Genomic DNA, 20272 nt, shown 5'->3' with positions numbered 1-20272 from the left:
GTATGAAATTGACGATATATTTTATTTTATGCTGTCTGGTTGCATGTACTTCCTGCAGCCATTACCTTGATCCAAAGAATAGCAATGCCTATCAGGTTCCGGCATCGATACGGGACCTGCAGGAGATACTGGATGATTTTGGCTATATGAATGAGCGAAGAACACCTTCATATGCTGAATCGGCAGCTGATGATTATTTTCTGCTGGACAACAATTATAAGGCTCTTTTACCGGAAATGAAGTTGCTGTACAAATGGGAAGCTTTCGATTATGCATATCCCAATGATTGGTCTTCGGCCTACCTGCCTATATATAGTCGTTCCTTAACAAAACCCACTATTTAATTTATATTTAAAAACAGGATTAGAAAACAGCATAATTTGTATCTTATAAAATAAGAAAATAATTTTCTGTTTCAGTAGTTCCATCATTTTCTTCATGTTCCAAGCGGTTGCAGCTAGTAATGCATTGATTTGTGGTCCCGTTTCTCCCATGAAGTAATTTTTTGCCAGCCTAAAATCGGTTTTTAAATGTCCGATGATAGGTTCTATTGCCGCTCTGGTTCTAAATTTTTTGCGCTTTGTCTGCTTTTGATAAGCAGTGTCTTTTTTTCTTGGAGTGCTTGGGATGGAGATTTTCACGCCCTTTATTTCTGATTTTCCTCTGCCACCTCTATCGTAAAGGAGTTCTTTTGGGAGCTTTTGACCACCGGTTTCCATCTGTTCCAAAAGTGGTTCTATGGTGTGACCATCGTAAGGAGTTTGCAAAAATGCTTTAATCCCGAGAATGATTTTCTTGCCTTTGTTGGCGGTGGTTATCAAACCTACCTTATTCCCAAATTCATACTGGCTATGCGCTTTTCCTTTGGCAATACATCGGGTAAAAGGCTTGTGAATGCTGTAAATTTTATCGGCATCGTTTCTTTTTTGTGTGACAACCTTGGTGTACAATGTCATTAAATCTTTATAAAATTCTTGCTGTTCTGCATTAAAATTCCGTTGCAATTCACGAATCAGTCTCATGGCGATGGTTTTGAGCTGTCTTTGAGATTTCCTTGCCGCTTTTGCCCGCTTGGGATGTTTTCCGTTGTAGGTGTTGCGCACCATTTGTTTGCTGACTTTTGTGTAGCGTTGTCTTTGTTTTATGCCTTCATTTCCGGCTATTTTGTTGCAATAATCAATCACTTTTTTGCACAATTTTGCATCGGTAGGAAAAGAGGTATTATTCTCCTGAACGGTAGTATCGGACAAAACAAAATTTGAGGTGTTCGTCTTGGCATCGTGCATTCTTACGCTGTAGGCAAAGATTTTTTCGATACCTTTTTCGCCAATTCTTTTTCGGAAATGAACAAAATTACTCGGGTCACAAGGAAATTCGTGTTCAAAGAAAACCCTGCCACAAAAATGCTGCATATAAGGATTCATGATCCAGGCTTTTTCCAACGTCTCATCGCCCAAATTATACAAATGTTTCAGTAGCAAACAACCCACCATAAACCGAATCGGATGGCTCGGATTGCCCACTTTGGAATACAAGGGCGAAAATTCTTTCTCAAAATAATTCCAATCTATTTTTTCTGAAAGTAGAACAAGTTCATGCTCGTGGTCAATAAAATCCACCAACATTGGGCGAAATAATTCTGGCTTCTTTTCTGGATTTTTCCCCAACATATTTGCAAGGTTTTAAAGCTCTAAGATACAAATTCTTGCAATAAAAAACAAGCTATTTTAAACCCAAAATACTAATAATCAGTAAATTATAGGTGGTTTAAGGAGAGACTATATAATGCCAACTTTTGCCTGGAAATATTGGACAAAATTGAAAGGACCGATGTCAACAGCGGTGACTGGAAAAATGTCTATGGCTCGGCTCATTTTTACAGGGCTTACTATTTACTTCAGTTACTATGGACTTACGCTCCAGCGTTTGATCCGGAGGGAAAGAATGAGGAGAGAGGCATTGTCTTGCGTTTTAAATCTGATTTTAATGTGAAGAGTGAATTTTCTACGGTAGGTGAATGCTATCAGCAAGTATTGAAAGATGCTCAAATGGCCGCGGAAAATTTAGAGGATGTCCCTTTGCTGAAATCACGGCCTTCAAAAGCAGGCGCATATGCACTATTAGCCCGGGCTTACCTGTCCATGGGTCTTTACGAACAAGCAGGAAATGCCGCCGACGAATCGTTGAAGCTGTTCAATGAGCTAATGGATTATAATCAGCCTGAAGACGGAATAAAGATTAGCGCTTCGGTGCCCTTTTCGAAGTTTACCAAGGAAACGATCTTTTATTCTGAAATGGGTCAAAAGTTTCAGAACTATATCCCAACGCGCGCTTTAATCGATTCTAATTTAATGAATAGCTATGACAGTGCCGATCTGAGACGGATAGCTTTTTTTAGTGCTTCCGGCAAGTATTTTAAATTTAAAGGAACTTATTCCCATTCCATACAGTGGATGTTTTCTGGGTTAACAACGGCAGAGATGCTTCTGATACGCGCGGAAAGCAATGCCCGGAAAGGTACTTTGAAAGCGAGCATGCAGGATGTTAATCTCCTGCTAAAAAATCGGTGGGATCGTACGAAGGTATTTGTGCCAAAAGCAGCACAGGATAACAACGAAGCTTTGGGGATTGTATTGCTGGAAAGACGAAAAGAACTGTTGATGAGGGGAATTCGTTTATCAGATATTAAACGCTTGAACCTCGAAGGAACAGCCATTAAAATGGTTCGTATGATAGAAGGAGAGCGGGTGGAGCTTAGTCCGAATTCATCAAAGCTAATTTTAAATACTCCTACAGACTTAGATGTTTTTCTAAGATAAGAACTGAATCAATCCAATGTATCATTGTGCTGAAAGCCCATAGCCGAAATTAGGGGCTATGGGCTTTTCGATTTATGGATCCAAAGGTTTGTTCAATGGATCATTGTACTGCGGTGTGGACGCCGAAGAAGGAGACACACCATAGTTGTTGGTGCTGTGCTGAAATGTCTCGATCGTTACTTTGGAAGGATCGATATTATTTCCACTATTCATCGTGCTGGCAGATGGTACAGCAATTGAACAAGCGACATCTTGGTCTTCCGAATCTGAGCAGCTAATAGAACTCCTCTGCCAATTTGCAGTATTTTTTACGTTTGTATCCGAATAGGGAGCTGGGGAACCAGCTGGCGGAACATACGTAAATATTAAGTCAGTATCTTTATTTTCGTTATTTAGTTTAATTACTTTAAAAGAACTGAATCCAATTATTGCAGCGCCAGCCAACATCACCATCGCATGCTTTTTCATGAAAGATATTGCTTTCATACCGAGGCCTTTTTTATAAGAGCAAAAAAAGTTTACCTCCACAAAAAACTCAATTTTTTTATTGATGACTGATACCTTGCTTTAACGAGGTGTTTCAGTCTGTTTTATACCTCGGGATCGATTTTTACGGGCTGTCCATCACGTGTCATAATTTATTTCTATACCGGCTAAGCCGGGAATAGTGCAAATTTTCGCGGAAAGTGTTTTTGAGAAGTGTGACAAAGACAAAGTATGACAATACCTAAAGGAATGGGCGGTGTAAAGGTAAAGCCAATTGATAGATCCTTTTTCTCGTACCTTTCCATGGGGCTGGTTGGGCCAGTCAAGTACCATCCCAATATGGATAACGTAAAAAGGACCATATTTACCACCAAGTGCCATTCCCACGACAAACTTTCAAATACGGATGCGCAGCCACACGGTTTCTGCGGATATAGATTGAGTAGTCCCAATGCAATATAGACACTGAAAGAGGATAATAAAGCTATAGATAGCAGTAATCCTATTTTTTTATACCGACCGGCTAAAAGGATTCCGGTAGTGAACTCAAAAGTAGGAAGTGTCAAAGAAAGAGGTTTTGCCCAGCTGCTTGGTAACGGTTGCCGGAGAAGAGCAGCTTGGAATGCGCTGGGTTCCATGAGCTTGTCTATAGCTACATAGATCCAAAAGACCATAAATCCGATTCGGATGCTTTCCATTGCGATATGTGCCGTTCTTGCGTTCATTTTTTTTGTTGTTAATGTCTTTTCTAATCTATAAAAGAAGCATAAGAGTATCTGGTTGAATTTTGAATTCAACTATTTGTAAATCAGTGTATTGTATATTGTTTTTCTTGGTTTGTTATATAGCTTTTACTATCTTTGTTTTATTACTGATTTAAAATCTAATCTTCTAATTCTTCTATATACTACTAGCAATAAAGGCTAGTTCGTACCTGTTAATATGCTGTATTTTTTATAAGTATCTGATTTTTAAGTTTATAAATTTCATTGAAATGATGTTAGAGAGGATAGACGAATGGCAAAAGAAACAAATACATACGATCGTTACTTTTTTCAATTATTAGACTCACAGCCTAATGTAGCGCTTGAGCAGATTTTTGCGCATTATGGCGGGAGTCTGGAAAAGTATATCCGTCGTTTTATTTATGATGATGACGATCTAGTCAAAGATGTATTAAATGAGACATTAATCGTAATCTGGGAAAAAAGGCAGTTGGTCGCGAAGCTAGAAGCACCTGTATATTGGATGCAGCGCGTAGCGAAAAATAAAGCTCTTTATTATATCAGATGTGAGGCAAAATACAATAAGATTTCGCTCGATAACGGTCTGGATATGGCTAGTGGTCAATGCGCAGACGATAGATTTGCCTATAACGAACTTGAGATGCTGATCTTGGAGGCTTGTGAGGAATTACCTCCCCAGGATCGGGAGCTTGTCATTAAATCGAAGTTTGAGGGTAGGAGTAACAAGGAATTAATGGCAACCTATGGAATGGCAGAACAGACGGTGAAAAATAAATTGTCTAGGGCACTGAAGGTGATCCGAAAAAAGTTGAAAGATCTTATGGGCTTATTTGTTTATTACAAGGTGAAATGATTTACAACAGAACATATGTAAAAGAACTGATCAGGAAGCGTATGGACGCGAGTATCAGTTTTACAGAATCCGATCAATTAGAAGCAGCGGAGAAAATTTTTAGTGAAGAGGAATTTGATGCAATGATTGCCGAGGTGATCGAAGAAATGTCTACTAATCGGTCAAACGAATTATCCATCGAGTGGCGGCCTGATTTTGAACAGATCCGGGCTGCGGGAGATCGGTTAGCTAGGAAAAAGAAACGGCAATTATGGTGGTGGTGTGCTGCAGCAGCAGTTTTATTTCTTTTGCTGCCGGCTGTAATTGTCATGTTAAAACACAGGGATTATAGGGCTGAAATCGGTCTGGAATGTGCTAGTATGTCCTCTGGTACGGAAATACCATTGTCTGAATCTGCAGGTACAATAATGCTTGCTGATTCATCTATCATTCGATTGGATACGAATGCAACCGGAGTATTGCTTGATTTAAACGGTATTTCGCTCGCCAAGACCGCCGAGGGGGTATTGGAATTTGATAAATCATCCAGTGGGCGGGAAGTAAATGCAAACGAGACGGATATCGTGATCAGAACAGCTGCTCGTCAGCAATGTGTTATAGAATTTCCGTACGGTATGCGGGTCCGGCTGAATGCCCAATCAACTCTTTGTTATCCGTTGACGCAAGGAGATAGTACACATCTGTTTATCGAGGGCGAGGCGCTTATAGACATACCTAGCCAACTGTTTGGGAGCGTGATGGTAATACACACTATCAATGGAAAAATTTCGAGTGATTACGGAAGGTTTGAATTAGCATCTTATGCCCAGTTTACGCGAGCAACGGTATCATACGGAGAAGTTTTAGTTTCTGATTGCAGATCAAACAAAAGGCAGGTGCTTCAATGTTCGGACGAAGTTGCGGTTATCAAATCCTATTTACCGAAGGGTGAAAAAATACAAAGGGATAGTCTATTTTATTTAACGAACGGGGATTTTGAACAAGCTTCGCAATGGGCGAATGCTGTACGTGAATACAAAGATGTCCCACTGACAGAGTTTGTCTGGCAGATGAGCCGCTGGCATGGATTTACGGTCAAAAATATGAAATGCATACCGAATAAGCTCATAAGTACGACTGTGTGCTACAGGACCAACAGGGAAAAAGTTTATGCTGTGATACGCGATGCTGGCGTGTTGATGTATGAGAAAAAAGGGATGATAAGTTTTTGCCCTGAAGATCATAAGGAAAGTCGTACAGCGATGAAATGAAAATTTCCTTATCTATAAGTCTGAAGCGAACAGATGAATAGAGCGTTTGAGATCATTCATTTAAAGGTCGGATTTACCGCCAGTGGAAAATATACTATTATAAATAAATAGAATTTGATGAAAGATAAGTGAATGGATAACATGGTTCGAGGGGAAATACAAATAAATATGTTTGTTTAAACAATGTTACTTTAATTAATATTGCATCAAAAATAATAACCTGTTTATCAGATGTTTGTGATTTATTGTGAAATAAATGTTATCACAAAGTTATGCTTGCATTGCAAAAGTTAAAAAAAGTTATAAATTTGTATTTAACATTTTTTAACAGCTGACATTGTTGACTTAAAAGATGTATGACTAACTAACATCGCATATAATAATTATTGAGAAGTAAAAAATTCGCTAGCCAAGGTGCTGTATTGCCAAGAATTTAAATAAACATACTTAATTAAACATAAACATATGAAACACAAACTACTCAGTTTTTTATTGGGTGGTGCTATCCTCACTTCGGTAGCATTCGCCCAAGAAAAGAAGGTTAGTGGACGAGTGACAGGTACAAATGGCGAGGGGTTGCCAGGCGTTACTATTGTTATTCAAGGTACTAACCAAGCCACACAAACCGATGCAAACGGTAACTATTCCATTAATGTTCCTACTGGAAAAATTTTAGTCTTTCGTTCTGTAGGCTATTCAGACAAAACAATTACAGTTGCACAAGGTTCCAGTTTGTATAATATACAACTTAGTGGAAATGAATCTGTTCTTGATGAAGTCGTTGTGACTGGTGCGGGGTTAACTGCTAGTCGTCGTTCAATTGGAGCTGCACAGACCACAATTAAAGCGGAGGATTTACAACAGGCTAAGCCAACCAATATCGTGACAGGTTTAACTGGTAAAGTCGCAGGTCTTACTGTACAAGGTGTAGGATCGGGTGTGAACCCTAATTACCGTGTCATGTTAAGGGGGATGCGTTCGTTAACTGGTAATAACCAAGCATTGATTGTTATTGACAACGTAATTTCTCCATCTTCTATGCTGGGGAATTTAAACCCAGACGATGTTGAAGATATTACAGTTCTAAACGGATCTTCCGCGGCTGCCTTATATGGTTCGCAAGCTTCTAACGGTGCTTTGATTATTAAAACGAAAAGAGGTGCTGCTAGTAATGGATTAGAGGTAACTATCGATAATACGACTACATTTGAGAATGTTAACTTTTTGCCTGAAGTTCAAAAACGTTTTGGTTCAGGCTATTCGGCGCATGATATCTTTTATGTACCCTACGAAAACCAACAATATGGACCTGCTTTTGATGGCTCTATAGTGCAAATTGGTGATCCTCTAGAGGATGGATCAACACAAACAGGACCTTATTCGTGGAATGGTGGAAAGGATAAATTTTGGGAAACAGGAGTGACAAACATGACAAATTTGGCCGTGGCATCCAAACATGAGAATAGCTCTTTCCGTTTTTCAGGGCAATATTTAAAATCGACAGGTACCGTTCCTTTTGATAAATATAATAGAGCATCTGCTCGTGTAAACGGAAGTCGAAAATTAAATGATATTCTCAATCACTACTAACCGACAAAAAAATATAAGGAGCCATCTGTTCAGGTAGCTCCTTTTTTCATATTTTAGTTTTACTACACACTAAAAATATGAGCCATAAAAATACAGAAAAGAATTTAGTCGGTCAGCCAATTTTCAAACAAATATTGCAATTTATCCCCCGCAACAAGTTTGATTTATTGGTTAACAAGCATCAATCAGACCGATATTATAAAACATTTGATTCGTGGACGCATTTGATGACGATGCTTTTCGGCATATTCAGCCGATGCGATTCTATGGGTGAAATATGCGATGGGATGCAAGGTTTGGCAGGGAAACTCAATTATTTGGGAATGGAAAAATCTCCCGCCAAGAGCACGGCAGGCGATGGGCTTCGGGGCAGGGACAATGAATTTTTCAAGGATGTCTATTTTATGTTATTGGAACATTTCAAGTCCGTTTTGTCGGTCAGCCGTATTGATAATGTTTCTTTTGCCAAGCTTTTTATCTTCGATTCCAGTACCATACGCTTGTTTTCAGACATTATGAAAGGAGTAGGCAGAAACCCCAAGAACGAAGGAAAGAAAAAAGGCGGACTGAAAGTACACATGATGACAGATGCCCACAGCGATACGCCTGAATTTGTGAAAATCAGCGAAGCTAAACTGCACGACAAAAATTTTCTTCAGTATTTGAATCTGGCAGCCCACAGCATGATTGTTTTTGACAGAGCTTACAATCATTACCTGCAATTTGCCCATTGGACGGAGCAACAAGTCAATTTTGTGTGCAGATTGAAGAAAAATGCGGTATATCAAGTAGAGGAAGAACTCTTCAGACAAGAGTTGCAAGACGGAGAATCCGGTGTTTTGCTGGAAGAGCACGTTCATCTCATTTACAAAGAAGACAATAAGCAAAAGACTTTATGCCTCAGAAAAGTAAACTACAGGGATGATAAAGGGCGGATTTTTGAGTTTATCACCAATAATTTTGAAATCAGCCGGGAAGAAGTCGCTTTTTTGTACAAACTTCGTTGGAACATTGAACTATTGTTCAAAAAACTCAAACAAAACTTCCAGTTACATTATTTTTATTCCGAAACAGAAAACGGCATCAAAACCCAAATTTGGTGTACCCTGATTGCACAGCTACTGTTGCAAGTTCTACGTGTAAAATCAAAGAGCAAAAAGGCATTTTCTACCATTGCGGCACTCATCAGGATTCATTTAATCAGCCATCTGGAAATATTTTGGATGGTACAGAACAGCAGGAGAACTTACACGAAACAGAAAAAACGAAGAAAACCACCTTGGATACAGACAGAATTGTTCTGAAAAACAGAGAGGTGAGTTTTTGTATTCTTATAAAAACATATTGAAAAACAATGTTTTATGAAGGAATATTACTCATTTGTGTGTTTATCCGTTTGATAGTGATTCTCAATATTAATTATACTTCATATTACGCTCAAAATAGATACGATCAAACATCTGCAAACGCAAATATTTATGATGCGGTTTTGCAATCTCCGGGTCAGGTGCCGTTAACAAGCTATAAAGATTGGCAAAATAATCCTTTTGCAAATCCAAATGGTTATTATAACGCTTACTATAATAACCCTTATTTTATTGCCGCAAATAATCGCCAAAAAATTAGGAATGATTATTTCATGGGTAATGTGGAATTGAATTTTAAACCTTTGTCTTGGTTAGACTTTATGGGACGTGTGGGTATGACCACTTCTAATCAATCCTATAAATATACGACTGGTAAATTCACCTTTACACCTTATGCTGCTGGTTTGCATGGTGCATATAAAGGAACTAATATTACTGGTAGCGTCTCTGATGCTGCAAGTTATGCTACAAGTATAGTGTCTGATTTTAATGCACATGCGACACATACAAACGGAGATTTCAAATTCGACTATACGGCGTTATTTCAATATGTTCAGAATCAATCTTCGAATTTGTCAGCTACAGTTAATGGTTTGGTTGTCGATGGTATTTACAATCAGGGAAATAGTTTGAATCCTCCATCTACAGGCCAAGCGGATTATCTAGCGAGAACTTTTGGTCTAGCTGGTAAAATTGATGTAGCCTACAAAAATTATTTATTTTTGACATTAACGGGACGTAATGATTGGGTTTCAATTTTAGATCCAGACAATCGTTCATTCTTCTATCCAGGGGCAACTGTTTCATTTGTTGCAACTGATGCAATTGAAGCATTAAAAGATTTTCAACCATTGAACTTTTTGAAGCTAAGAGGGAGTTTATCTAAAGTAGGTCAAGTCAACGTTGGTAGCTCATCCAACTTTGGAGCCTATGCAACGGTACCTACTTTTGGCCAAGGTTCCGGATATCCATATAATGGAATTGGCGGTCATACAGTTGGTAATCAGATAGTTCAGCCTGGATTAAAGCCGGAAATGACGCGATCTATTGAATTTGGTTTTGAATCTGCATGGTGGAATAATAGGGTATCTGCAGATGTTACATATTTTAATAATAAAACAACAGACAATACAGTTCCAACAGATATTTCTTGGGCATCTGGTTATAATAAATATTTACTGAATGCAGGAACAACCACAGGTAAAGGTATCGAATCGAGACTAAGCGTATCACCAATCCGTACGGCAGATTGGGACTTGACTTTAGGCGGAAATTTTACTTATATTCAGAATAAGGTTGTCGAAATTGCAGAAGGTTTAGACCAGTTGGCTTTGGCTACGTACACAGGTGGTACAGGATCTTACGCAGTAAAAGGCGAAGCTTTCCCTGTAATCATGGGTTCTACTTATAATAGAGATCCTGAAGGACGTATTATTGTGGATCGTATTACAGGATATCCAACTACAGATGGTACATTGAAGGTGCTGGGAGCAGCGCTTCCAACGCATACACTAGGTTTAAACTTGTCATTATCTTATAAAGATCTAACATTTTACACAAGTGCTGAGTATCGTACAGGTAACTATATCTTTAATAATGGAGCAGATTTGTTTGATTTCTCCGGATCAGGAATAAATACCGTTGCTTACGATCGTGAACGATTTGTTATTCCAAATTCATCTTATTGGGATGAAGCAACAAATTCTTATGTAAAAAATACAAACATTACTGTTTATGATGGTGGAGCTGATTATTGGACAATGGCTACTGGACGACGAAATATTGACGAAACCTATGTGACTTCAGCAGCATTCTGGAAAATCCGTGAAATGTCATTGTCTTATAATTTACCGAAATCTTTTCTTGCCGGTCAAAATGTGATTAAGAAGGCTCGAGTGAGTGTACAAGGTCGTAACTTGTTTCTATGGACACCTGCTACAAATGTTTATACCGATCCAGAATATTCTGATGGAAACGGATCATCCAATGGAAATGCGCTTGGTTTGACAGGTTTAAGTCAAACACCGCCGTCTCGTTACGTTGGTTTTTCTGTTAGTTTAACTTTTTAATATCGAATCTCATGAACAATAAAATAAAATATTTATCCATAGCAATGTCTACTTTATTGGTAGCTTCTTCCTGTAAAAAGGCTTTGGATATCAATGATAATCCAAATTCACCGACTCAGTCGACCCCAGAGCTTGTTTTGCCTCAAGCTATGGTTGCAACAGCGCTTTCTGTTCCAACATATAATACCTATGGCGGACGATTAGTAGGTTATTATGCTACATCGGGCGGGGTCTCTGGTTGGGGTGATATGATTACCTACGATTTTTCAACCGGGTTTATGACTGGCTTGTGGAGTACTCCATATAATACATTGACTGATCTTCAGTATGTTGTAGAAAAAGCAGGCGAAGGGAAAGCCCTTTTTGTACAAGCTGCAGAGGTCATGAAAGTGTATAATTATGCGAATCTTGTGGATACCTATAATGATGTTCCTTATTCAGATGCGTTAAAGGGCGCTGCTTCGCTAACTCCTAAATACGACAAGGCAGCTGATATCTATGTCGATCTTGCTAAAAAATTGGATGCAGCAGTGGCTTTCTTTAAATCGGCTACTGCTAGTGATGATTTTAAAACTGCAGATGTTATATTCAAAGGTAATACGACCTCGTGGGCTAAATTTGCTAATACATTGAAATTGAGGTTGGTGTTAAGAGCTGGTAGTAAAGCTACATTTGCTAATAAGACAATAGATAATATTGGCGTTATTGAAAGCGATGTAATTGTACAACCTGTATTTACCAAAATTGCGGGTAAGCAAAATCCGATGTGGAATACTTGGGCTTATGGCGCTGATAATGCCGCTGTGGGAACATGGGGAACCCAATTTATTCCTACCAATTATATAATGGCTTTCTACGATGGTTTTAAAATATCTGACTCGGAACGTGCATCATTAGTCTTCGCAAATGGAATATCAACCAATAAAAATCAACTTGGAAATGTTGATAATCCTCCAACTGGAGTTGCGCCATCTGCCTGGGTCATGCGTCCAGTCTCGGGTACGATAAGCGGTACAAATTATAGAGGGTTAGGCGTTATCAAAGGTCCTGCTGCTGGTCAACCATTGATGTTAGCTGCAGAAAGTCAATTTTTGGCTGCTGAAGCTGCATTAGACGGACTTATTTCTGGTGGAGATGAAGCATCCCGAACTTATTTTAGAAAGGGAATAATGGCATCTTATAACTACTTATACATGAATGAAGGTGATGCGCCTACTAAAAGTGCAGCTGATGCTCAAGCTTATTTAACGAAATATGAAACTGATAATAATGATACTTATTTAGTGAAATTTGTAGATTATTTAGATCAGTCTAACCCTAATAAACCTGAAAGAAAAGAGACTGGGAAAGAACAAAAACGCGAAGCTATCATAACACAAAAGTATATTGCTTTGAATTTTCTATTTGGCCATGAGGCATGGAATGAATTTCGTCGCAGTGGATATCCAAAGAATGTTGGTTTAAACACTACTGCGAATGCTAGAACGACGTTTGTTTCAATAGCGTCACGTGCAACCTCGGAAGACAAATTACCAACTAGAATATTATATCCAAATACTGAATTTAGTTATAATGCAGCAAATGTTCCTGCAGATATAAATAAGTATTCTTCTAAAATATTTTGGGCTAAATAAATTTAGATTAACATGAAAAAAATAATAAAATATATTTTCTTAGCGTTAGCTTCTCCATTAGTGCTAACGTCTTGTTTAAAGGATAAAGACTTAATAGGACCGGATGCTGATGGTGCTGTTGCGAATATTATAGAGTTTGGGGATGTATCTGTCCCAATATCTAATGAATCAAGTTCTATACCTTTATACTCTTTAGCATTTAATATTGCTCCTACTGGAGTAGTAAATTTGAAATTGAAATGTGTTGGAGCTAAAACAGCAGAAAGTGATATTAAAGTAACAATAGCTGTTGACAACTCATTGCTAGAAAAATATAATGACGAAAATGAAACCGAATATGAGGCGATGCCTGCTTCACAATATAGTTTAAGTACAACTGAAGCGGTAATAAAAAAGGGTGAAAGAGAAGTTGCGGTCCCAATTAATTTGAAACCGGATCAGTTTACTTTTGATGCTGATTATGCTGTTGGTTTAGCTATAAAGACAGTGTCTTCTGGAGAGATTTCGGGAAATTTTGGCAAGATTATATTGAATTTAGGAGCTAAAAACTTCTTTGACGGTGTTTACAAATATACGACATCTGCGAATACGGCTTTGGTACCTAATGCAAATAAAACGGTTAAGTTAGTAACTATCGGAAGTAATAAATGTATGTTGGACCCTGGCTTGTTAGGTACTTATTCAAATCAAGTAAACTATACAATTGATCAGGCTACTAATAAAATTACTGTGGAAATGTTTTCGCTTCTGCCAATAGCGACTAAGTCCACCAGTGTTTATGATCCAGCAACGAAGACATTGACGGTTAACTGGACGTCAAATGGTGGAGCCAGAACGTTTGAAGAAAAGTTTGTTTACACTGGATCAAGATAGATTTAGAAAGGGGGAAGTGTCGAATTTCCCCTTTTAAATAATGTGAATTTTCTGAAACAATAAGATATGAAACCACTAATTTTTAGCTTAATCGGAATGCTTAGTTGCGTATTCTCCTTTGGACAGGAAAATGCAGCCCTACCAAAAATAGGATATGACAGTTTTGTCAAACAGGTCAATCGTTCTTTCAAATTAACGGATAGTGAGATCTCTAAAGATATTTCAGGGGAAATCATATTGGACATCCGTGTAAATGAATTTGGAAAAATTGATTCAGCTGATATCGCGAAGGATATTGAAAAAGGGATGGGGATACGTTTGTTGAAGGCTGTTAAAATGTCTGGGGATTGGGAACCTGCTACGAAAAATGGAAAACCGATTGCTTCTTGGGTACGTTTTCCTTACAAAGTGTTGAGCTTTAAAGAGTCTGCAAATTCAGCTGCAATAGTAAAAGCAGAACCAATTGAAGGCATGTCTACTTTCATTGAAAAATTCTATAAAAATTTCCAATATCCACCTGAAGCACTGAAAGCAGGTTTGTCTGGTGACTATGAGTTAAATTTTATTGTGAAAGAAGATGGGAAAATTACTGGTGTTAAATTAAAAGATGATCCTGGTTATGGCGTATTAACGAGTGCGCAACGCGCCCTTAACAGAGCAGGTAAGTGGAAGCCGGCAACCCAAAACGGGGAGGCTGTAAAGTCTTCTGTTGTTGTTCCATTCAAATTGAATTTGAAAGAATTCAGAACACATATCTAGTTAGATCAAAAAGGAATTTTTATGTAATATAGAGGTAGCAAGTATTTTGCTGCCTCTATATTTTTTCACCAAACTGAAGCACATATCCATTATTATCATAAATAGCAAACTCGCGCATTCCCCATTCGAAAGTTGCTATTTCATAACATATTTTGACATTATCTTTCAAACTTTCCCATAAATTATCAACATCCGCTATGTTAAAATAAAGGGACCCGGTAAATTGTGCTGTTTCAAAAGCAATGCTTTCGCCAGGATGCGAAAACATGATTTCGATGGTTCCACTTCGCAGTAGAGCCCAGTTCAATGCTTCGTTTTTTTCAACACATGTAAACCCGAGTTTTTCAGCATAGAACTGAATAGTTTGATCTAAGCTTTTTGTATATAATATTGGATTTAAGCTTTTGTAGTTCATCTTTTTTTTGCCTTTTATTGGTTCGAACTATTGTTTTGTCTTTTTGATAGCAGTTACATGTGTTTTTTTATTATTATCGATTGTAAGGGTAGTTTTATGATGAAAAATACAAAATATTACAGTATTTATTGTTACTTCATAAAAAAAAATAGCTACTTTTTTAGATTAAGGTGTGTTGTTTGTGTAATTGTTTGGTATTTAGTGTTTTTGTGTGTTATTTTTTTGTGTGAAATACTATGATTTATATCGTTTGTTTTCCAGTTTTTTAATTCTATTTATAACTTCTTGTTGCATCTTTAAAAGATTGTTTTATCTTTGCTTTTAACAAAACCTTAACATTTCATGTTTGGTTTTGTACACTAACTGTATTAGCCTGTTGGGCTCATCACTTTTGAAAAACATATATTAAAAGTTTCTTCGGTGCTTTTATCGTATTTAGTTAGATAAACTACTTATTTAAACAAACATAAACATATGAAACACAAACTACTCAGTTTTTTCGTGGGGAGTATGATCCTGTCGTCTGTTGCTTTTGCGCAAGAGAAGAAAGTAAGCGGTCGTGTAACTGGCGCTGACGGGAAACCGTTGGTAGGAGTTACAATTGCTGTTCAAGGATCAAACATTGCTACTCAAACAGATGCAAATGGAAAATATTCTTTATCAGTTCCTGTTGGTAAAGTAATGGTTTTCAGGTATGTCGGTCATTCTGATAAGACTATAATCGTTAAAGATGGACAGTCATTATTCAACGTGTCACTAGAGGATCAGAATACAGCATTAGATGAGGTTGTCGTAGTCGCTTATGGTACTGCCAAAAAAGAATCTGTGACTGGATCCGTAACCTCCGTCTCTGCTAAAGATATCGAAAAGAGACCAGTTACCAATGCATTTGCAGCTTTAGAGGGATCTGCTGCTGGTATTCAACTGAACAATACTTCTGGTATGCCAGGTGCAGAACCTAGTATACGGATACGTGGATTTTCATCATTGAATGGATCTAACAACCCGCTGTATGTCGTGGACGGTGTACCTTTTGGTGGTAATATTTCCGATATCAACCCCAATGATGTGGAAAGTATTTCAGTGTTAAAAGATGCTTCATCATCTGCACTTTATGGAAGTCGGGCTAGTAATGGGGTTATTATTATTACCACCAAGAAGGGTAAGGCTGGCCGTTCTCAGGTTAATATCTCAACAGACCAAGGTTTCTACTCGAGAGGTATTGCCGAATACGATCGCGTGAATGATAGACAATTTATGGAAGCCATGTGGCAGGGATATAGAAATAGTTTACTAACTAACAATTCGGCATCCTATCCAACAGTTCAATCTGCAAATAATGAAGCAACCAAATCTTTGGTGAGCAATTATTTGAAATTAAACATCTATGATAAAGCTGATGATAAATTATTTGATTCCAATGGAAAGCTTGTCTCTGATGCCCAGATAAAAAGTGGATATGCAGACGACTTGGATTGGTTTAAAGAAGTAGATCGCGTTGGACATCGTCAAAATTATAACATTGATGGAACTACCGCTACAGATAAAGCAAAGGTTTTTTATTCGACAGGATACCTGGACGAGAAAGGATACATTAAAAATTCGGGTTTAAAAAGATTTACTGGACGATTAAATGCCGAACTTCAAGCTAAAGATTGGTTCAAGTATGGCTTTAACTTAGCAGGTTCACATCAGATCTCAAATCAAATTAGCGGTTCTACTGACGATGCAAGTTCATTTGTTAATCCGTATAACTATGCAAGATCGATAGCACCAATCTATCCAATTCATTTGCATAACGCAGACGGATCTTATGCATTGGACGAGGCCGGAAAAATACAGTATGATAACGGTGAATCTACAAGATTGCAATATGTAGGAAGACATACCATTTGGGAAAATGAATTAAACAGAGACCAAACGATTCGTAATACAGTAAATGGTAGAGGCTTTCTTGAATTCAAGTTTCTGAAAGATTTTACATTGACTTTAAACGGTGATTTAAATCTTCGCAATTCAGAACGTCGTACGTATAATAACGCAATAATAGGGGATGGTGCAGGTCAGGGTAGAGCGGCTAGGAATATTTATCGCTACAAAAACTATACAGTTCAACAATTATTGACTTGGAACAAAGATTTTGGTTTACACCATCTGGATATATTGGCAGGACATGAGAATTATTCTGACAACTGGAGTTATCTATATGGCTATAAAACAGATGAAATTTTTGAAGGCCAAACGGATATGGTTAATTTTACCAAAATCACGTCGCTTTATGACTATCAAGAAGATTATCGTGTAGAAAGTTTCTTGTCTCGCGCTCGTTATAATTACGCGGGTAAATATTTTGCGGAAGCATCTTTTAGAAGAGATGGCTCATCTCGATTCAGCCCAGACAATCGTTGGGGTAACTTTTGGTCATTAGGCGGTAGCTGGAGCGTATCTAAAGAGGATTTCTTTAAAGATATGCTGAATACTGTTAATGATTTGAAGGTTCGAGCATCTTACGGTGAAGTAGGTAATGATGAAAGTGCAAGTAAGTATTCTTATTTATCCTTATATGAGTTAAGCCAGAATGCGAATGCAGGTGCGGTATTTAAAAACCAAAACCCTTCACCTGACTTAATTTGGGAAACCTCTAGTTCGTTCTCTGCGGCAGTAGAAGCCCGGTTATTTAAACGAGCAAATTTAAGCTTTGAATACTTTAACAAGCAGTCTCAAAACTTGATTTTTGATTTTAATCTTCCATTGTCTGCTGGAGCAACATCATCTTCGAGTGCAGTTTCAACAGTAACAAGGAATATTGGTTCAATGTCAAATAGGGGCTTCGAGTTAACTTTTGATGTAGACGTGTTAAAGGGTGATGGATGGAGATGGAATGTTGGTGCGAATGCAACTTGGTTGACGAATAAAATATTATCACTACCTGAAGAAAATAGGGAGAACGGAATTGTAACTGGTAATTTCAAATGGGTTGAAGGTGGAAGCCGTTATGACTTCTGGTTGTTTAAGTATGCGGGTGTAGATCAGATGACTGGTCGTTCACTTTACCTGGCAGATACAGAGCGTTTTAATGTGAATGGTTCTGCACCAGGAAAAGCGGAGATCCCTAAAGCGGAACTTGTTGAAATTAATGGAAAATACTATGTAACTAATGCTTCTAGCTATGGTCTAAGGGGCTGGTCTGGATCGGTTATTCCTAAAATGAATGGAAGTTTCAATACCAGCTTTGAGTATAAAAACTTCAGCTTCTCAGCGTTATTCACTTACGCTATCGGTGGTAAAATATACGATTCTTCCTATGCTAGTTTAATGGCCATGTCCGGTACGCCAAGTGCGCTGCACACGGATATCATGAAATCGTGGAACGGTATTCCAGATGGAATGACAGCCTCCTCGGCGGATAGGTTGGATGTAAATGGTATCCCTTCTATCAACTTTTCTCAAAGTAGTATGAATAATTATGCTACTAGTGATCGTTTCTTAACTGATGGATCATATTTGGTTATCAAGAATATTGCGGTAGGTTATAGTTTGCCAAAAACATTGATTAGTAAAATAGATTTGTCTTCCGTGAGAGTTGTTGCTGGAATTGAAAACTTGTCTACAATGACAAAACGTAAAGGAATGAACCCGCAACAGCAATGGAATGGTACCAGCACAAATGCTTGGGTTACTCCACGTACCATTTCTTTTGGTGTAAAAATTGGATTATAAGAAATCAAACAATGAAAAATAATAAATATATAAAAGTATTGTTAGCAGGAATGATTCTTGTTTCTTCTTGCAAAAAAGACTATCTAAATACAAGTCCTACAGATTCCGTTGAGCTTTCTAAAGTATTTGAGACGACAAAAAATGCTGAAGTAGCCGTTAACGGTTTGGCAAAAATGATGACCCAACAGTATTTAGGTAGCCAAGGCTTTAATGGAGAGGGGACAATCAAAATGTACTATGGGAACTATCCTGGAAACAATTTTTTTGTCAACTTAAGTGGCTGGGCAGACATTATTAATGCAAATTATAATCAAAACTTAACAAGTATTTACCTGTATTATCCTTGGTTTTATTACTACAAGATCATTGGTAACGCAAATCAAATTGTCGAAAATATTGATGCTGCGGATGGAAACTTAGCCGACAAACAATTTATAAAAGCGCAAGCATTGACTTACCGTGCTTACAGTTACATGATGTTAGCTCAGATCTATGGCAATAGATGGAGTGATTCCAATAATGGGCAGACAAATGGATTGGTTTTAAGAAAAGATGTGTCAACAGGAGACATGCCTTTATCTACCTTGGGCCAGACTTATGATTTGATCTATACGGATTTGAATGATGCTATTTCATTATATGAATCTTCAAAAATTAATCGTAATCCAAATGCCAATTATCAAGTGAATAAAGATGTTGCTTATGCGGTTTATGCTCGAGCTGCTTTGAACAAGCAGGATTATGTCAATGCTGAGAAATATGCAATTCTAGCGCGTGCTAATTATAAATTGATGAACAATGCGGAGTATAAAAGTGGCTTTGCAAATCCAAATGGAGAATGGATTTGGAGTAGCTACGGTGCGTCTGATGAAACATTATACTTCTATTCATTTCAATCGTATATTGCATATAATTCATCGGCAAGTGCTGTTAGAACAGCGCCAAAATGTATCAGTAGAGAATTGTTCGATAAAATTCCTTCAACAGATATTAGAAGAGATCTTTTCTTAGATCCGAAAGGCGAAGCGTATACAACAGCTACAGGATTGGCCGGAGCGACGATGAAGGCTAGGGCATTTGCCTTATATCCTGAATTACAGGCTAACGCTGTGCCATACGCTTACATGAATTTTAAGTTTAAAGCGAATGATCTACCAGGTGTTGGAAACTTAAATCACTTTAGGGCTTCCGAGATGTACCTCATTGAAGCTGAAGCGAAATTTTTCCAAAATAAAGCAGCAAGCGAAGTTCAAGGTGTGCTTAACACATTAAACGCTACTTCAGGAAGGAATGTGAATTATGTTTGTACAAAAACAGGGACAGATCTACTTAATGAAATTAAACTTTATCGCGCAGTTGAACTATGGGGCGAAGGATTCGATTGGTTTGATATGAAACGTTGGGGAGATACTATTGTGAGAAGAAATAACGCAAACGGGGGTAATTTCCTTACATCTTTAGCTGTTACAATTAATCCACAAGATAAAAATAAGTGGACTTGGTCTATCCCTCTTCGCGAAAGCGATTATAATAAGGGATTGAAATAATTCAACGTATAAATCAATAGGATTAAAAGGCCGGTACAATTTGTATCGGCCTTTTTATTTTAAGGATACCTCTACATTGCGAGAGTCACCATTGTATTGACCTATCTCTTACGAGATATATTACTAAATCGTTAATTTTATGTA

At 37.8% G+C, this 20272-nt stretch carries 16 protein-coding genes; 12 read left to right on the top strand and 4 right to left on the bottom strand.

Going from position 1 to position 20272, the window contains the following annotated elements; translation table 11 throughout:
* Positions 1–2 precede the first annotated feature (2 nt).
* Positions 3–344 carry a hypothetical protein gene (locus tag AACH28_RS10380; protein WP_341832904.1) on the top strand — a complete coding sequence of 114 codons (342 nt, stop codon included), beginning with the start codon at positions 3–5 and terminating at the stop codon, positions 342–344.
* Here the strand turns inward: AACH28_RS10380 and AACH28_RS10375 are convergent.
* The gene (locus tag AACH28_RS10375; protein WP_341831160.1) at positions 324–1670 is read right to left on the bottom strand and encodes an IS5 family transposase; all 1347 of its coding nucleotides are present in this window, start codon (positions 1668–1670) and stop codon (positions 324–326) included. The two genes, AACH28_RS10380 and AACH28_RS10375, sit on opposite strands and share 21 nt — an antisense overlap.
* 138 nt (positions 1671–1808) lie before the next feature.
* Between AACH28_RS10375 and AACH28_RS10365 the strand changes: the two genes are divergently transcribed.
* A complete protein-coding gene (locus tag AACH28_RS10365; protein WP_407073636.1) occupies positions 1809–2819 on the top strand; it encodes a RagB/SusD family nutrient uptake outer membrane protein in 1011 nt (336 codons plus the stop codon).
* 72 nt (positions 2820–2891) lie between these two features.
* On the opposite strand, the gene AACH28_RS10360 is transcribed toward AACH28_RS10365, so the two are convergent.
* Both AACH28_RS10360 and AACH28_RS10355 read right to left on the bottom strand, forming a co-directional pair.
* On the bottom strand, positions 2892–3305 hold the full coding sequence (locus tag AACH28_RS10360; protein WP_341832903.1) for a hypothetical protein: 414 nt from the start codon (positions 3303–3305) through the stop codon (positions 2892–2894).
* A gap of 167 nt (positions 3306–3472) precedes the next feature.
* A complete protein-coding gene (locus AACH28_RS10355; RefSeq protein ID WP_313235240.1) occupies positions 3473–4030 on the bottom strand; it encodes a MauE/DoxX family redox-associated membrane protein in 558 nt (185 codons plus the stop codon).
* A 292-nt stretch (positions 4031–4322) separates the two neighbouring features.
* Between AACH28_RS10355 and AACH28_RS10350 the strand changes: the two genes are divergently transcribed.
* From AACH28_RS10350 to AACH28_RS10315, 8 genes are all read left to right on the top strand, one after another.
* Positions 4323–4904 carry a sigma-70 family RNA polymerase sigma factor gene (locus AACH28_RS10350; protein WP_313235242.1) on the top strand — a complete coding sequence of 194 codons (582 nt, stop codon included), beginning with the start codon at positions 4323–4325 and terminating at the stop codon, positions 4902–4904.
* Positions 4901–6154: a FecR domain-containing protein gene (locus AACH28_RS10345; protein ID WP_341832902.1), complete on the top strand. Its 1254-nt coding sequence runs from the start codon at positions 4901–4903 to the stop codon at positions 6152–6154. The genes AACH28_RS10350 and AACH28_RS10345 overlap by 4 nt, the downstream gene beginning before the upstream one ends.
* A gap of 465 nt (positions 6155–6619) precedes the next feature.
* A complete protein-coding gene (locus AACH28_RS10340) occupies positions 6620–7744 on the top strand; it encodes a carboxypeptidase-like regulatory domain-containing protein (RefSeq protein ID WP_341832901.1) in 1125 nt (374 codons plus the stop codon).
* 77 nt (positions 7745–7821) lie between these two features.
* Positions 7822–9048, top strand: a complete 1227-nt coding sequence (locus tag AACH28_RS10335; RefSeq protein WP_073067027.1) for an IS4 family transposase — start codon at positions 7822–7824, stop codon at positions 9046–9048.
* 50 nt (positions 9049–9098) lie between these two features.
* Positions 9099–11180: a TonB-dependent receptor gene (locus AACH28_RS10330; protein WP_341832900.1), complete on the top strand. Its 2082-nt coding sequence runs from the start codon at positions 9099–9101 to the stop codon at positions 11178–11180.
* An 11-nt stretch (positions 11181–11191) separates the two neighbouring features.
* Positions 11192–12814, top strand: coding sequence for a SusD/RagB family nutrient-binding outer membrane lipoprotein (locus AACH28_RS10325; protein WP_088160468.1), 1623 nt, complete (start codon positions 11192–11194; stop codon positions 12812–12814).
* Between the two features lie 12 nt (positions 12815–12826).
* Positions 12827–13687, top strand: coding sequence for a DUF1735 domain-containing protein (locus AACH28_RS10320; protein WP_088160469.1), 861 nt, complete (start codon positions 12827–12829; stop codon positions 13685–13687).
* A 66-nt stretch (positions 13688–13753) separates the two neighbouring features.
* A complete protein-coding gene (locus tag AACH28_RS10315; RefSeq protein ID WP_088160470.1) occupies positions 13754–14446 on the top strand; it encodes an energy transducer TonB in 693 nt (230 codons plus the stop codon).
* 55 nt (positions 14447–14501) lie between these two features.
* On the opposite strand, the gene AACH28_RS10310 is transcribed toward AACH28_RS10315, so the two are convergent.
* A complete protein-coding gene (locus AACH28_RS10310; RefSeq protein ID WP_088160471.1) occupies positions 14502–14861 on the bottom strand; it encodes a VOC family protein in 360 nt (119 codons plus the stop codon).
* A gap of 474 nt (positions 14862–15335) precedes the next feature.
* Here AACH28_RS10310 and AACH28_RS10305 point away from each other — a divergent pair, with 474 nt between their 5' ends.
* Both AACH28_RS10305 and AACH28_RS10300 read left to right on the top strand, forming a co-directional pair.
* On the top strand, positions 15336–18581 hold the full coding sequence (locus AACH28_RS10305) for a TonB-dependent receptor (protein ID WP_341832899.1): 3246 nt from the start codon (positions 15336–15338) through the stop codon (positions 18579–18581).
* A gap of 11 nt (positions 18582–18592) precedes the next feature.
* Complete coding sequence (locus AACH28_RS10300) at positions 18593–20128, top strand: RagB/SusD family nutrient uptake outer membrane protein (RefSeq protein WP_341832898.1); 1536 nt, start codon at positions 18593–18595, stop codon at positions 20126–20128.
* The last annotated feature ends 144 nt before the right edge of the window (positions 20129–20272 follow it).

It is taken from the genome of Sphingobacterium thalpophilum, from assembly GCF_038396785.1.
GTDB lineage: Bacteria > Bacteroidota > Bacteroidia > Sphingobacteriales > Sphingobacteriaceae > Sphingobacterium > Sphingobacterium thalpophilum_A.
Note: the sequence above shows the minus strand (reverse complement) of the source record. Positions and strands in the feature narration are given on the sequence as shown.